This is a genomic window from Pseudomonas sp. TWR1-1-4, assembly GCF_049897165.1.
Taxonomy (GTDB): Bacteria; Pseudomonadota; Gammaproteobacteria; order Pseudomonadales; family Pseudomonadaceae; genus Aquipseudomonas; species Aquipseudomonas canadensis.
In genome coordinates this window covers 432,141-446,567 of the sequence record NZ_JAFCVS010000003.1, presented here as the reverse complement: position 1 = coordinate 446,567, position 14,427 = coordinate 432,141, and the positions used below count along the sequence as shown (strand labels likewise).

Annotated in this window: 14 protein-coding genes, 1 tRNA gene and 1 pseudogene; 8 read left to right on the top strand and 8 right to left on the bottom strand. The window is 58.7% G+C overall.

All coding sequences use genetic code 11. The features are described from left to right. Positions 1 to 59: 59 nt before the first annotated feature. On the bottom strand, positions 60 to 746 hold the full coding sequence (locus tag ACP7C6_RS10490; protein WP_323987221.1) for an HAD-IA family hydrolase: 687 nt from the start codon (positions 744 to 746) through the stop codon (positions 60 to 62). A gap of 109 nt (positions 747 to 855) precedes the next feature. Between ACP7C6_RS10490 and ACP7C6_RS10485 the strand changes: the two genes are divergently transcribed. Together ACP7C6_RS10485 and ACP7C6_RS10480 are read left to right on the top strand one after the other, a co-directional pair. After that, positions 856 to 1,221, top strand: coding sequence for a DUF2784 domain-containing protein (locus tag ACP7C6_RS10485; RefSeq protein WP_426108673.1), 366 nt, complete (start codon positions 856 to 858; stop codon positions 1,219 to 1,221). A gap of 54 nt (positions 1,222 to 1,275) precedes the next feature. Then, positions 1,276 to 1,854, top strand: coding sequence for a DUF4337 domain-containing protein (locus tag ACP7C6_RS10480; RefSeq protein WP_028617537.1), 579 nt, complete (start codon positions 1,276 to 1,278; stop codon positions 1,852 to 1,854). Between the two features lie 145 nt (positions 1,855 to 1,999). On the opposite strand, the gene ACP7C6_RS10475 is transcribed toward ACP7C6_RS10480, so the two are convergent. Then, positions 2,000 to 2,368: a hypothetical protein gene (locus ACP7C6_RS10475; protein ID WP_028617538.1), complete on the bottom strand. Its 369-nt coding sequence runs from the start codon at positions 2,366 to 2,368 to the stop codon at positions 2,000 to 2,002. A 268-nt stretch (positions 2,369 to 2,636) separates the two neighbouring features. Between ACP7C6_RS10475 and ACP7C6_RS10470 the strand changes: the two genes are divergently transcribed. Continuing rightward, complete coding sequence (locus tag ACP7C6_RS10470; RefSeq protein WP_236318253.1) at positions 2,637 to 3,269, top strand: hypothetical protein; 633 nt, start codon at positions 2,637 to 2,639, stop codon at positions 3,267 to 3,269. A gap of 226 nt (positions 3,270 to 3,495) precedes the next feature. Continuing rightward, positions 3,496 to 3,765: pseudogene (locus tag ACP7C6_RS10465) on the top strand (short-chain dehydrogenase). 85 nt (positions 3,766 to 3,850) lie between these two features. On the opposite strand, the gene ACP7C6_RS10460 reads toward ACP7C6_RS10465, so the two are convergent. Next, positions 3,851 to 3,940, bottom strand: a tRNA-Ser gene (locus ACP7C6_RS10460). A gap of 336 nt (positions 3,941 to 4,276) precedes the next feature. On the opposite strand from ACP7C6_RS10460, the gene ACP7C6_RS10455 reads away from it, so the two are divergent. The 3 genes from ACP7C6_RS10455 to ACP7C6_RS10445 all read left to right on the top strand — a co-directional run bounded on the left by ACP7C6_RS10455 (position 4,277) and on the right by ACP7C6_RS10445 (position 7,006). Then, positions 4,277 to 4,969, top strand: a complete 693-nt coding sequence (locus ACP7C6_RS10455) for a crotonase/enoyl-CoA hydratase family protein (protein WP_028617541.1) — start codon at positions 4,277 to 4,279, stop codon at positions 4,967 to 4,969. A gap of 212 nt (positions 4,970 to 5,181) precedes the next feature. Beyond that, positions 5,182 to 5,904 (top strand): lysophospholipid acyltransferase family protein, encoded by a 723-nt coding sequence (locus tag ACP7C6_RS10450; RefSeq protein WP_353632252.1) that lies wholly within the window; start codon positions 5,182 to 5,184, stop codon positions 5,902 to 5,904. Positions 5,905 to 6,034: 130 nt separating this feature from the next. Next, positions 6,035 to 7,006, top strand: coding sequence for a magnesium and cobalt transport protein CorA (locus ACP7C6_RS10445; RefSeq protein WP_028617543.1), 972 nt, complete (start codon positions 6,035 to 6,037; stop codon positions 7,004 to 7,006). On the opposite strand, the gene ACP7C6_RS10440 is transcribed toward ACP7C6_RS10445, so the two are convergent. From ACP7C6_RS10440 to ACP7C6_RS10430, 3 genes are all read right to left on the bottom strand, one after another. Then, on the bottom strand, positions 7,003 to 7,728 hold the full coding sequence (locus ACP7C6_RS10440) for an amidotransferase (protein WP_028617544.1): 726 nt from the start codon (positions 7,726 to 7,728) through the stop codon (positions 7,003 to 7,005). The two genes, ACP7C6_RS10445 and ACP7C6_RS10440, sit on opposite strands and share 4 nt — an antisense overlap. Positions 7,729 to 7,812: 84 nt before the next feature. Then, positions 7,813 to 9,960: a 3-hydroxyacyl-CoA dehydrogenase NAD-binding domain-containing protein gene (locus tag ACP7C6_RS10435; protein WP_426108672.1), complete on the bottom strand. Its 2,148-nt coding sequence runs from the start codon at positions 9,958 to 9,960 to the stop codon at positions 7,813 to 7,815. 16 nt (positions 9,961 to 9,976) lie between these two features. Then, positions 9,977 to 11,182, bottom strand: coding sequence for an acetyl-CoA C-acetyltransferase (locus ACP7C6_RS10430; protein ID WP_028617546.1), 1,206 nt, complete (start codon positions 11,180 to 11,182; stop codon positions 9,977 to 9,979). A 647-nt stretch (positions 11,183 to 11,829) separates the two neighbouring features. Here ACP7C6_RS10430 and ACP7C6_RS10425 point away from each other — a divergent pair. Continuing rightward, positions 11,830 to 12,636 (top strand): c-type cytochrome, encoded by an 807-nt coding sequence (locus ACP7C6_RS10425; protein ID WP_426108671.1) that lies wholly within the window; start codon positions 11,830 to 11,832, stop codon positions 12,634 to 12,636. Positions 12,637 to 12,675: 39 nt separating this feature from the next. On the opposite strand, the gene ACP7C6_RS10420 is transcribed toward ACP7C6_RS10425, so the two are convergent. Together ACP7C6_RS10420 and ACP7C6_RS10415 are read right to left on the bottom strand one after the other, a co-directional pair. Beyond that, the gene (locus ACP7C6_RS10420) at positions 12,676 to 13,479 is read right to left on the bottom strand and encodes a transglutaminase family protein (protein ID WP_028617548.1); all 804 of its coding nucleotides are present in this window, start codon (positions 13,477 to 13,479) and stop codon (positions 12,676 to 12,678) included. Further along, complete coding sequence (locus tag ACP7C6_RS10415; RefSeq protein ID WP_016979378.1) at positions 13,476 to 14,426, bottom strand: alpha-E domain-containing protein; 951 nt, start codon at positions 14,424 to 14,426, stop codon at positions 13,476 to 13,478. The genes ACP7C6_RS10420 and ACP7C6_RS10415 overlap by 4 nt, the downstream gene beginning before the upstream one ends. Position 14,427 lies beyond the last annotated feature (1 nt).

Below are 14,427 nucleotides of genomic sequence, written 5' to 3'. Positions count from 1 at the left end.
CACCGCAAATCAAATGTGGGAGGGGGCTTGCCCCCTCCCACATTTTTAACCGCGATCAGTCAAGGTCGAGGTGGCAGACCGTAGGCCGCCAGGTCAAAGTCCGCGAGCTTGCGGATGATCTGGTCGGCATGGTGGTATTTGCTGTCGGCCATGGCTTCATCCGGTACGGCGATGGCAGTCATATGGGCAGCTTTGGCAGCAGTGACGCCGAAGGGTGAGTCTTCGAATACCAGGCAATCCTCCGGTGCAACGCCCAGGCGACGGGCGGCGGTGAGGAAGATGTCCGGCGCGGGCTTGGCGGCGCCGACTTCCGGGTCGTCAGCGGTGACGATGGTGTCGAACAGGCCAAACCATTCGCGATGCAAGGTGGTCTTGTGGCCAAACGAATTGCGCGACGAACTGGTGCCCACGGCAATCGGGATGTGATGTGCCTTCAAATGCCGCACCAAGGCTTCGGCGCCGGGCATGCCCAAGGCTTTTGGGAAGCGCTCGCTCATCAGCGGTTCACGGATCGTCAGGAATTCGGCGGGCGTGATTGGAAGATCCAGCGCCTTCACCACGTAGTCAGCCAAATCCTGGGCGCCGCGCCCGATGATGTGCTGCTTGATGCTCCAATCGTAGGTGCGGCCGTAGCGTTCGGCGATGATCTGTGTGACTTCGGTGTAGATGCCTTCAGTGTCCAGCAACAGCCCGTCCATATCGAATATCACAGCCTTGATTGGGCCGACTCTACGCGGTGCGTTCATCAAAACAGATCCTTGGGGGGAAGGACTAAAAGGATTCAGCACAATAACGGTCACACTTGTCAGCAAGCAACCCTTTAGACTGTGAACCTCACCTTTCAAAGTACCCGCAATGCTTTACAGCCTAGCTGCCGACAGCCTCGTGCTATTTCACTTGAGCTTCATCCTCTTTGTCCTGTTCGGCGGGTTGCTTGCGCTGAAATGGCGCCCGGCGATCTGGCTGCATCTGCCCGCCGCGGCATGGGGCGTGGCGGTCGAAGTGTTCCACCTGCCCTGCCCACTGACCCGCTGGGAGAACCTGTTTCGTCACCTCGCCGGGCAGGACGGCTATGGCGGTGGATTTATCGAGCATTACATTCTCACGCTGATCTACCCCGCCGGCCTGACTCCGCAGATCCAGTTGGGCCTGGGCGCGTTGGTGCTGGTGATCAACATCGCCGTATACGGGTGGTTGATCCGGCGTTATGTACAGGTTTGAGACAGCTTCACTGGTAAAGAATCAAACTCCCTCATTCCCTTCACAGACGCTCCCATGTCCGAAGCCTTCGAAGTCCCCAGCCCTCACGAAAAACACATCGAACACACCACCGAGCATGCCCACGGCCGCGGCGATAATTTCGCCAGCCGTATCGCCGTGATGACCGCCCTCATGGCCACCCTCGGCGCGATGCTCAGCTACCAGGCCGGCTCGACCGAAAGCGAAGCGGCGATGGACAAGAACAACGCCGCCATCTTCAAGACCGAAGCGGCCAACCAATGGAACTACTACCAGGCCAAGTCCAGCCGGCAAAACCTCGCGGAACTGGCCACTCACATTCCCGGTGTGGACGCGGTGCATTACAAGGAAGAAATCGAGCGCTACAAGAACCAGAAGGAAGATGTGCGCAAGCAGGCCGAGAAGCTTGAAGCCACATCAAAGGAATGGGATGAAAAATCGGAACAGGCGCTGCATCAGCATCATCGCTGGGCCCAGGCAATGACCGCGATCCAGATCGCGATCTCGTTGGCAGCGATTACCTTGCTGACGCGGCGGGAGTGGTTGAAGCGGATGTCGTACACCGCAGGCGGCGCAGCAGTGATACTAGGGAGCCTCGCTTGGCTGCATATCTGACCACTTCCAAACACACAGTACCTGTGGCGAGGGAGCTTGCTCCCGCTGGACTGCGCAGCAGTCCCATCTTCATGGCCGCTTCGCGGCCCAACGGGACGCTGCGACAAGCTCCAGCGCCACAGTCTATGCACTACGCAGCATCGAATCAGGCTCGGTTCGCCGCACGGCTATGGTGGAAGTACAGATACGCCAGCCCGATAGGCGCAATGAAAATCGCCATGGTCCAGCAGATCGCCATGGTGAACACCTTGACGGTCAGCATCAGAATGGCATTCACAAAGAACACGTTGTTGCCAAAAATGTAATCCATGATGCTTTCGTAAACGAAACGCGCGTAGGGATAAAGCAGGCTATTGACCACGCAATAGAACAGCGCGCCCAGTGTGAACACACCGGTTTTCGAATGGGTTAGCGCGGTATAGATCAGCACGGGAAAAATCAGCCCGAACAGGAAGTTGCGGATGTAGTACTGAGCAGAAAGCCCGCCAAATGTCTTGCGAAGTACCGGGTGCATTTAGATCCCTCTGAATGGCTTTATTGGAAAGGCGGCGACCTTAACAAAGCTTGGAAATCTTCTCCAGCGTTGTTGTAAGCCCTTTGCCATTACAGCGCTGCAGAGTAAAAGGAATGGCGAACAACTCACTTCAAGCCGAGGGAGACGGGTGTCCGCATAACCCAAAGAAGCCGTGGCTTCGGGGTCGACGGCTTGGGTGTACGCGCAGGCCTGAAGCGCGGGGTGGTAGTCTTGCCACCTCGAAAAAGTCGACTACAGGGAAGTACTGATGCGGATTCTGTTTTTAGCGCTGGGCTGTTTATTGATCACCGCCTGTTCAAGCAACCCGAAAATACTGTTTGAAGAACACGTCAAAAATAGCACCACGCCGTTAGCACTAACTCCCTCCGAGGCCATGCACAATACGCAGGCGGTGCCCATGCCGATCGACCCGGGATGGCGGCCGCCTCAGTGGAAAATCACTGCCGCGGAACCGCGTATCCTGATCAACGGAGTGCCGTCGAACTACCGATTGTTCAGCGTCGCCTTGATAAAGGACAAACCTTTCCATATCGACGTTAACTCTTGGTGCGTCAACTCGTGCCTGGGGTTCAGCAAATACGCCCTGAACCCTTATTTGATCTTGATGGACGCCCAAGGCAACGTGCAGGCTGAAGGCTTTGGCAAGGCGACGGGCATCGTGGGGGTTATCAGCCAAGTCTTGAAGGGCACGGTGAAAAGCAGCGGGACTTACTACCTTATCGTCGCAGCCGATAACCGCAAGCCAGGGGAAACCATTGTCATAGACAATGTACTGCTGATGGGTGCAGCAGCGAGCCCGATAACGCCATTGCGGATTGGAATGGGCAGCTATCCCTTTGGGTCGGTGGGGCCCTTGTTGAATACGGAAGAGGCGCCTTAAGGCTGTGGCCTTTGAATTGGGCCGATTCCTACGGCCTATTGAGAAGCACCACACACCCGATCCAAATTCACTCCGCCTATTGTCCAGCGGTCGCTCATATGGCGACCGAGTTTGGCGACTCGATGACAAGATGGAATGTAAACAACATTATTTCGGACGACCGCCCCAGTTGATTGCGGCCTATGAAAGCTTCGTCGTTTTTATCTTTGTATTAATGGAGTCAGTCATGAATCAATACATGGCCCACCAGCAACGACAGCATCATTCCTAACCTTTTTCGTCGACACAACCGTCCCGCTTGAAATCTTCCTCGACGCCGCGACCTATCGACTTCGTGCCGTGACGCAGGTGCTTGAGAACCTTGCGCTTCGCAGTGAAATAAGTAGCGATGCGGTTGTACTCCAGAGACTTTGCCTTGCTGCGCTCGATACCGCTGCGCGGTGGGTGCGATTTGCTAGATGTCATAGGGCAACGCATAGATATGCCAAGCGCGTGATTCGATAAAGGTAAGATTTTCGAAACCCAGAAACTACAAAACCCCTGGTTTCTCTCGAAACCAGGGGTTTTGTTTACATCGAATTTGGCGGTGAAGGAGAGATTCGAACTCTCGATACAATTTCTTGTATACACACTTTCCAGGCGTGCTCCTTAAGCCACTCGGACACTTCACCGTATCTCGTCAAACCAGTTCAGTCTGTCGAGGCGCGCTAATGTAGTCGAAAGCCTTTCTGATGGCAAAGGTTTTTTTCAGAATTTTCATGCGGTTAGCCGGTTATGCCGATCCGCTCCCGGCAAGGGGCGGTGATTGTGCCATTCTCAGGCATCGGCAGGATGCGTCTGGGGCGGCGATTGCGCCCTGCCCTAGCCTTTCCAAACGCCTGTGTGCGGGAAAAGTCTGACTGGGCAGTCAGTCACAGCGCTTTACCGGGGCAGGCGTGGTGGGTAACGTCTGCGCATGCACTGCTATTTAAAAGCCTTCTATAACAATTCCTACAAGGAACCGCGTCATGAGTGAGTTGATTGCCTACCACCTCGAAGACGGTATCGCGACCCTGACCTTGAGCAACGGCAAGGTAAATGCCATTTCTCCGGCGGTGGTCAGTGCCTTTAATGAAGCGCTGGATCAGGCCGAGAAGGACCGGGCGGTGGTGGTGATCACCGGCACGCCGGGGATTCTGTCGGGTGGTTATGATTTGAAGGTGATGACCGCCGGTCCTAAAGAGGCGATCGGCCTGGTGACGTCCGGTTCGACCTTGGCGCGTCGTCTGTTGTCGCACCCGTTCCCGGTGATTGTGGCGTGCCCTGGGCATGCGGTGGCCAAGGGTGCGTTCCTGCTGTTGTCGGCGGATTATCGGATTGGGGTGGAAGGCCCGTTCAGCATTGGCCTGAACGAGGTGGCAATCGGCATGACCATGCACTACGCCGGTATCGAGCTGGCGCGGGATCGTTTGCGGAAGTCGGCCTTCCATCGTTCGGTGATCAATGCCGAGATGTTTGACCCGCAGGGCGCGTTACAAGCCGGTTTCCTCGATAAGGTGGTGGCACCGGAGGAATTGCATGCGGCTGCGCTGGAGGCGGCACGTCAGTTGAAGAAGCTGAACATGAATGCGCACAAACACACCAAGTTGAAGGTGCGTAAAGAGCTTCTGGAGGCATTGGACGATGCAATCATCCAGGACCAAGGGCATATCCTTAGCTAAGTCCTACCCCTGATATGTCAGAGCCCGACCTTGAGTCGGGCTTTTTCTTACAAATAAATCCGAATCATCTTTAGCCGCTCTAGCCTGCCCGTGTCGATAGATGTTGAAACATGCTCTTAAACATCGGCTATCTCCTACCTCTACAGGGGTAATTGCCGAATACAGTGCACAACCGTACACTGCGCCACCTTTTTTCCCGATGGGCCGTGTCGATGCTTTTTCTGCTGCGTATGTTGTTGATGGGCCTGCACTTTATGCTCGCCGGTGTGCTGGGCGTGCTCGTCGGTGTGTGTCGACCGTTCAATCCGGACAACAGTCGCCTATGTGCTCGCCTCTATGCGCTACCGGCCATGTGGATTCTGCGCCTGAACGTGAAAGTCGATGTGGACTCGCTGCGCAACAAGCCTGGTACCTGTGTGATCATCGCCAACCACCAGTCCAATTATGACCTGTTTGTGTTCGGCAACGTGGTGCCCTACCGCACCGTGTGCATCGCCAAGAAAAGCCTGAAGTGGGTGCCGCTGTTCGGTCAGTTGTTCTGGCTGGCGGGCAATGTGCTGATAGACCGAGGCAATGCGCACAAGGCTCGCCGCGCGATGCTCACCACGACTCACACTTTGCAGCATGAAGACACGTCGATCTGGGTGTTTCCGGAGGGCACGCGCAACCTGGGCAAGGGCTTGCTGCCGTTCAAGAAAGGCGCGTTCCATATGGCGATTGCGGCCGGTGTGCCGATCGTGCAGGTGTGTGTCAGTAATTACGTGACACACATGCAGCTCAATCGCTGGAACAGTGGGGATGTGCTCATACGGTCGTTGCCGCCGATTCCTACGACTGGCCTGACTTCGGATGACATCCCGGCGTTGATGCAGGCGTGTCATGTGCAGATGGATGAATGCATCGCGCAGATGGACCGCGAGTTGCGAGCTGTCTGAACATTCTGGGGACGCTTCGCACCCAGCGCGAGCAAGCTCGCTCACCACAAAAAAGCTTGCCGCTACGACGGAACGCCATTCAGGCTAAGCTGCCCAACACCTGTCCTCCCAATAAGAAGCGATCAGCACCATGGGTAGAGTTGTTGCGGCCGCCGTCTACAGCGCCGGTAAGAAAGTCACGGATATCACCCTTGATGAAGGCGCGGCCTGGGCCGCCAAACCCGACCACTTTGTGTGGATCGGCCTGGAAGAACCCGATGCCCAAGAGTTGGCCAACCTGCAACGCCAGTTCAACCTGCATGAATTGGCCATTGAAGACGCCCTGGAAAAACACAGCCGCCCCAAACTGGAAACCTTCGGCGACGCACTGTTTATCGTCACTTACTCACCGGTGCGCGAGAACGGCAAGCTGGAGTTTATCGAGACGCATATCTTTGCCGGCAACGGCTACATCATTACCGCCCGCAACGGTCACTCGGCGTCCTACGGTTTTGTGCGCCAGCGCTGTGAGGCGCGGCCGCTGTTGCTGGAGCATGGGGAAGATTTCGTACTTTATGCGCTGCTGGATTTCGTCACCGAGAACTACCAGCCGGTGAGCGAAGCGATCCATGCCGAGATCGATGAGCTGGAGCGCAATGTGCTGTGCAGTTCGTTGAGCGAGCGCGATATCCAGAAGATCCACGGCCTGCGCCGCGACGTGCTGCGGCTCAAGCGCTACGTGGCGCCGATGGTGGAGATCAGCCAGGAGCTGCAGAAGCTCAGCTTTCCGTTTATCGACAAGAACATGCGCCCGTATTTCCGCGACGTGCAGATTCACGTGACGCGGCAGATGGAAGACCTTACTACCCTGCGCGATATCGCCAGCCAGACCATCGAGATCGGTGTGTTACTGGAGGCTTCGCGCCAGAGCGTAGTCCAGCGCAAGTTCGCCGCGTGGGCAGCGATACTCGCCTTCCCCACCGCGGTGGCGGGGATCTACGGGATGAACTTCCAGAACATGCCCGAGCTGCAATGGCACTACGGCTATTTTGCGGTGCTCGGGTTTATTGCGGCAGGCTGCACGGGTTTGTGGGCGAGCTTCAAACGTTCGGGTTGGCTTTAAACCCGGGCCTCGGGCTTGTGTGCCACAAAACGCATCATCCATTCCGCCACGGTTGCACCGTGGTGGTCACGCTCCAGGCTGGCGACGCCGTTGGTGTAGACCTTTTCGCCCAAGGTTGTCTGAAGGATCTCCAGCAACTCGCGGGAATAGTCGTGGATAAATTCCGGGTGGCCCTGGAAGCACAGCACCTGGTCGCCGATGTGGTACGCCGCAAACGGGCAGAACGCGCTGGATGCAATCACCGTGGCGTTCTCCGGCAGCGTGGTCACCTGGTCCTGGTGGCTGATCAACAGCGTCAGCTCTTCCACTTCCGGGCTCATCCACGGCGTCTTGGCATCCAGCTTATAGTCGTGGATGCCCATGCCCCAGCCCTGGCCGGCGCGTTCAGTCTTGCCGCCGAGCAACAGTGCCAGCAGTTGGTGACCGAAGCAGATGCCGAGCAGCTTGTCGCCGCGCTCATAACGTTCGAGCAGGTAGGTCTTGAGGGTCTGGATCCAAGGGTCCGTTCCAAAGGAATCGGCCTTGCTGCCGGTCACCAGGTAGGCATCGAACACTTCATCGTCAGACGGGTATTCGCCATTCACCACGTTGTACACGACAAACTCGGCGGGAATGGGCTGCTTGGCGAACAGGCGCTTGAACATCTGCCCGTACCCTTGGTATTGATCGATCAAGCCTGGACGCAGGATATCGGTTTCCAGGATACAGACGCGTAGCGACATAAAAAATACCTGACACGGTGATGGGAATAATGCACACCCCAGAGCCTGCCTTGAAATACCCCTTCAAGGCAAGCCCCTCCTGCTTCACCGGAACACGTCACCTTGCGCCGCTTTCTCCAGCAACAATGCCGGTGGCGTGAAACGTTCGCCATATTGCTCGGCCAGGTAACGAGCGCGGGCGATGAAGTCGTTCAAACCGTACTGGTTGATGAACTGCAACGCACCGCCGCTCCAGGCCGCGAAACCAATGCCAAAGATCGAGCCCACGTTCGCGTCCGCCGTAGACATCAACACACCCTCCTCCACGCAACGCACGGTCTCGATGGCCTGGATAAACAGCAAGCGGTCGCGCACATCCTGTGGCGAGATGCGTTGGTCGGGCCGTTCAAAGCGGCTTTTCAGCTCTGGCCAAAGGTATTTCTGTCCACCGTTGGGATATTCATAAAAACCGCCCCCCGCCGCCTTGCCCACGCGTTTGTATTCGTTGACCAACAGATCGATCACCGCCGTTGCCGGGTGTGTCGGCACGGCCTTGCCTTCGGCCTGCAGATCCTTGGCCGTCTGCTGCCTTATATGACTCATCAGGCTGAGGGAAACTTCATCCGACACCGCCAGCGGCCCCACCGGCATGCCGGCTTTGCGCGCTTCGGTCTCGATCATCGGCGCCGCCACGCCTTCGCCCAACATGGCAATACCTTCGTTGGTGAAGGTGCCAAACACCCTTGAGGTGAAAAACCCACGACTGTCATTGACCACGATCGGGGTTTTCTTGATTTGCAGCACGAAGTCGAAACCACGGGCCAGCGTTTCGTCGTTGGTGTGGGAACCCTTGATGATTTCCACCAGAGGCATCTTGTCCACCGGGCTGAAAAAATGCAGGCCGATGAACTTGGCTTGATCCGGCACCGCCGTGGCCAGCCCACTGATGGGCAAGGTGGAGGTGTTGGAGGCGATCACGGCGTCGGTGCCGACCACGTGTTGCGCGGCGGCTGAGACCTTGGCCTTGAGTTCGCGATCTTCGAACACCGCTTCGATGATCAGGTCGCAACCGGCCAGGTCGTCATCGCTGGCCGTAGGAAGAATCCGCGCCAAGGTGGTTTCCCGCTCTTCGGCGGTCAGTTGCCCACGGCTGACTTTCTTGTCCAGCAACGCCGCCGAATGCGCCTTGCCCTTCTCGGCGGCCGCAAGATTGATGTCCTTGAGCACCACCTCAATTCCCGCGCTGGCGCTGACGTAAGCGATGCCTGCGCCCATCATCCCGGCACCGAGCACGCCGACTTTGCGGGTAACGTTGGGCGCAAAACCTTGCGGCCGAGAACTGCCTGCGTTGATCTCATTGAGCTGGAACCAGAACGTGCCGATCATGTTCTTCGCCACTTGCCCCGTCACCAGCTCGGTGAAATAGCGCGTTTCGATCAGGTGTGCGGTGTCGAAATCCACTTGGGCGCCTTCGACGGCGGCGCAGAGGATTTTCTCCGGAGCGGGGAAACAGCCCTGGGTTTTACTGCGCAAAATCGAAGGCGCAATCGCCAGCATCTGCGCAACTTTCGGGCTCGATGGTGTACCACCGGGAATCTGGTAGGCCTTGTTGTCCCACGGTTGCTTGGCGTCCGGATTGGCCAGGATCCAGGCGCGGGACTTGGCCAGCAGTTCATCGCGATCCGCCGCCAGCTCATGCACCAGCCCGGCTTGCAGCGCCTGTTGCGGCCGGACCTTCTTGCCTTCGAGCAGATACGGCAAGGCCTTTTCCAACCCGAGCATGCGCACCATGCGCACCACCCCGCCGCCACCCGGCAGCAGGCCCAAAGTGACTTCCGGCAAGCCAAGCTGCACCGATTTGTCGTCCAGCGCCACGCGGTAATGGCATGCCAGGCAAATCTCCCAGCCGCCCCCCAAAGCCGCGCCATTGATGGCGGCCACTACCGGTTTGCCGAGGGTTTCCAGCCGGCGTAGTTGCGCTTTCAGTACTAGCACGCCGTCGTAGAAATCCTTGGCATGGGCCTTGTCGACCGCGATCAGTTCATTGAGGTCGCCGCCGGCAAAAAATGTCTTTTTGGCCGAGGTAATCACCACCCCGGCAAAGCTGTCTTTTTCCGCCTCCAGGCGCTCCACCGTAGCCGCCATGGCCTCACGGTACGCGCCGTTCATGGTGTTGGCGCTCTGGCCGGGCATATCGAGGGTCAGCACCACGACGCCGTCCTGGCCTTTTTCGTAACGAATAGCTTGGGTCATGACAAATTCCTTGGGCTCAGAGGCGTTCGATAATGGTGGCGATGCCCATGCCACCGCCGACACACAGGGTGGCCAGGCCGTAGCGCTGCTGGCGCACTTCCAGCTCGTCGAGCAAGGTGCCGAGGATGGCGCAACCGGTGGCACCCAGTGGGTGGCCCATGGCGATGGAGCCACCATTCACGTTGACCCGCGCCGCGTCGATGCGCATGTCCTTGATGAACTTGAGTACCACCGAAGCAAAGGCTTCGTTGACCTCGAACAGGTCGATGTCTTCGACGCGCAACCCGGCCTTGACCAGAGCCTTGCGCGTAGCGGGCGCGGGGCCGGTGAGCATAATGGTCGGATCGGTACTGGTGACCGCCGTGGCGACGATACGCGCGCGGGGTTGCAGGCCCAGTTCGCGGCCCTTGGCCTCGGAGCCGATCAGCATCAACGCGGCGCCATCGACGATGCCGGAGCTGTTGCCCGGCGTGTGCACATGGTGGATGCGCTCCACATGGCTGTAGACCCGCAACGCGGTGGCGTCGAAGCCCATCTGCCCCATCATTTCAAAGCTGGGCTTGAGCTTGCCCAGGCCTTCCAGGGTCGAATCGCCCCGGATGAATTCGTCATGGTCCAGCAGCACAATACCGTTCTGGTCCTGCACCGCTATCAACGATTTATTGAAGGAACCTTCCGCACGCGCCCTAGCCGCTTTCTGTTGGGAATGTAGGGCGAAAGTGTCGACGTCTTCACGGGTAAAACCTTCCAGGGTCGCAATCAGGTCCGCGCCGATGCCCTGAGGAGTGAAGTGGCTGTGCATATTGGTCTGCGGGTCGAGCACCCAGGCGCCGCCGTCACTGCCCATGGGCACGCGCGACATGGACTCGACGCCACCAACCACCACCAGGTCTTCGAAGCCGGAGCGCACTTTCATTGCGCCCAGGTTGACGGCTTCCAGGCCCGACGCGCAAAAGCGGTTGATCTGCACACCGGCGACGCTGATGTCCCAGTCCGCAGCCAGGGCGGCAGTCTTGGCGATGTCGGCGCCCTGATCGCCGATCGGGGTCACGCAGCCGAGCACGATGTCGTCCACCTGGTGGGTGTCGAGGTCGCTGCGTCGGGCCAGCGCGGTGAGCAGGCCGGCCACCAGGTTCACCGGCTTGACGCTGTGCAAGGCACCGTCGGCCTTGCCTTTGCCACGGGGCGTGCGTATCGCATCAAAGATCAAAGCTTGGGTCATGACGTCCTCGAACCGCTGTGCATGTGTGCCTCTACCTTAGGCCCGATTGACACGGTTTCAATGACGGATGCGCTCATTGCTTTTGACCCCCTCGCTCGGACGAACGGTAGTGTCCTAAGTTAATTGCCGGGTTAATCGTTTTAGCTGTCTAGCCAAGGCATTGGCGCCAAGATGGCGATATGCCTCATGCCTTTTTAAGCTGAATTGCTTATTAGTTGATATGAAATGAGTCTAAGCCAAGAAGAACGAGGGCTCTAAGGTTGAATCAGTAGGAAGTCGCTGCCGGGTTTTGCTGGAGCGGCTGTAAGAAAAGCGACACGTCATCTCGCCATACTGAAATAAAACCGGCACGCATTTGACGCTCAGGAATAACAACAAAAGGCAGTCAGCCATGTTCAAACATTCGAAAGTACGTCAGGCGGGACTCATTCTGTTCGCCACCACACTGATTCTGATCTTGCCCAATTTGACCAAGGTCATTGGGTGATCCCTCAACGCCCACATTCCGTGCCTTCACAGCACCGGGTTTGCAGCTTTTGGCAGCACCTGCCGGGACATTGCGCATAGCGGTCCTGCAGGGGCTGCCTTTTTGCGCGCCGATTTCCGGTATCGTGAGCGTCATTGCCACTTTCCACCGGGCCTCCCTTTTGAAACCGATCTTCGCCCTCTTCGCCTTGCTGATCGCGCTTCCCGTTTCGGCAGCACAATTGACCATCGAACTCGACCACACCCGCAAGACGTGGCAGACCGCTGACCTGCTCAAGCATCCACAGGCGCAAACGGTGCAGATCGTCGATGACGTTTCCTACAAACGCACCATGAGTTATCGCGCAGTGCCCTTGGCCGCACTCCTAACGGGACTGAAACCTGAAAGCCATCTGCAAGCCGTTGCGTTGGATGGTTTCGCCGCCGAACTCACGGCTGCGCCGCTGCTGGAGACCCACGGTGCACGCGCCTGGCTGGCGGTGGAAGATCCTGCCCAGCCATGGCCTGCACTGGCGGAAGGCAAACCCAGTGCCGGGCCGTTCTACCTGGTGTGGACTGACCCGCAAGCCGGGCGCATCAGCCCGGAGCAGTGGCCGTTCCAGATCTCCGGGATCAAACAGTTGAAGACGGTCGCGGAGCGCTTTCCGGCTTTGTTGCCCGATCCAAAACTGGCAGCCAATGACCCGATCAACCAGGGCTTTGTGCTGTTCCAGAAAAACTGCCTGGCTTGCCATCGCCTAAATGGCGCCGGCGATGCGCAGGTGGGGCCGGATTTGAACATTCCGTATAACCCCACTGAGTATTTTGGCGGTGATTTCCTCAAGCGCTATATTCGCGACCCGCAGAGCTTGCGGCATTGGCCGCAGGCGAAGATGCCGGCGTTTGCTGCCAGTGTGTTGCCGGACGGTGAGCTGGATTTGTTGGTGGGGTATTTGAAGCATATGGCCGGGCGCAAGCAACAACCCTGAGCCTGACGCAGCCGGCTCCTACAGTTGATCAGTGGTGAATTATTGCTGCTGGACGGAAATCACCGGCGTCGGCGCCACGAACACCTTGGCATGCATCTGCTCATGCCCGCCGCCACGGCGCATGCCGCGTACCGGGCAGGCGTCGAGGTAATCCAGCCCCACCGCCAACTTCAAATGCCGCTCCGGGCGGGCCAGTTGGTTGGTCACATCAAAGCTGTACCAGGCGTCCTCCAGCCAGGCCTCGGCCCAGGCGTGGCTGGCCAGGTGCGTGCTGTCCTCCGAGTACAAATACCCCGACACATACCGCGCCGGAATCCCCAGGCTGCGTGCACACGCCAGGAACGCATGCGTGTGGTCCTGGCAAACGCCTGCGCGGCCAGCGAAGGCCTGGGCGGCGCAGGTGTCGACTTCGGTGGCGCCAGGCGTGTAGACCATCGCCTGGTTGAGTGCGTGCATCAGGTCGATCAACGCGGTGCGATCACGACGTTGATGGCACTGCTGGTCGGCAAAGCTGCGCAAGGCTTCATCGGGTTCGGTCAGGCGGGTGCAACGCAGAAACGGGAATGCGGATTGGTGCTCATGTTCGGCCTCGCGTAACTCGTCGATATCCACCTGACCACGGGCGCCGATGATGATGGCATCGTGGGGTTCGTCCAGAGTCAGCACATGCAGGATGTTGCCGAATGGGTCCACCTGCGCCCGCACCGGGCGCGGCAGGTCGAGCTGCCAGCTAAGTACGTGCTGGCGTTCGCTGTCGTGGGGCGTCAGGCGCAGGTACTGGATGCTGGCACGCACTTGGTCTTCGTAGTGGTAGGTAGTTTCGTGGCTGATGGAGAGTCTCATGCCGCCTCCAGGTAGGAACTGTAGATGGCGTCGCCCAACTGGCGGACCAAGGGGATAAAGTCGGTCAGCCAGGCGTGCAGGCCTTCCTCCAGGATTTCATCGATGGCGGTGAAGCGCAGGCGCGCGTCCATCTCGGCGGCCAGGCGCTGGGCCGGCCGACCATTGAGGCCGGGTAGGCTGGCGAGGATCTGGTCGATCTCTTCGCTGCAGGCACGCAGCGAGCGCGGCACATCGGCACGCAGCAGCAACAATTCCGCCACTTGCCGGGCACCGGGGGCATCGCGGTAGATCTCGGTGTAGGCCTCGAACGACGACAACGCGCGCAACAAGGCGCTCCATTGATAGTAGGCGTGGGCCGTGCCATCGGTGACGGCTTCGGCGCGGTCGCCCGCCATCTCATAGCGGGCGTCCAGCAGGCGCAGGGTGTTGTCGGCACGTTCGATAAAGGTGCCCAGGCGAATGAAGCGAAACGCATCGTTACGCATGATGGTGCCGTAGGTGGCGCCGCGAAACAGATGGGAACGCTCTTTTACCCACTCGCAGAAACGGCTCATGCCATAGCGGCTCAAGCCCTGCTGGGCGATGTCGCGAATATCCAGCCAGGTCGCGTTGATGTTTTCCCACATGTCGGCGGTAATTCGCCCACGCACCGCATGGGCGCTGGCCCGCGCCGCGCCCAGACAGCTGTAGATGCTGGCCGGGTTGGCCGCATCCAGGGCAAAAAAGTGCAACAGGCGCTCGGCGTGCAGTTCGCCGTGGCGTTCGTGGTAATCCTCCAGGGTGCCGGTGATCAACAGCGGCATGGCCAGTTCATGCAGGCCATCACCGCGCCCGTCCTGCGGCATCAGCGACAGCGAATAGCTGACATCGAGCATGCGTGCGAGGTTTTCCGCACGTTCCAGGTAGCGCGACATCCAGTACAAATCCGAGGCAGTTCTACTCAACATG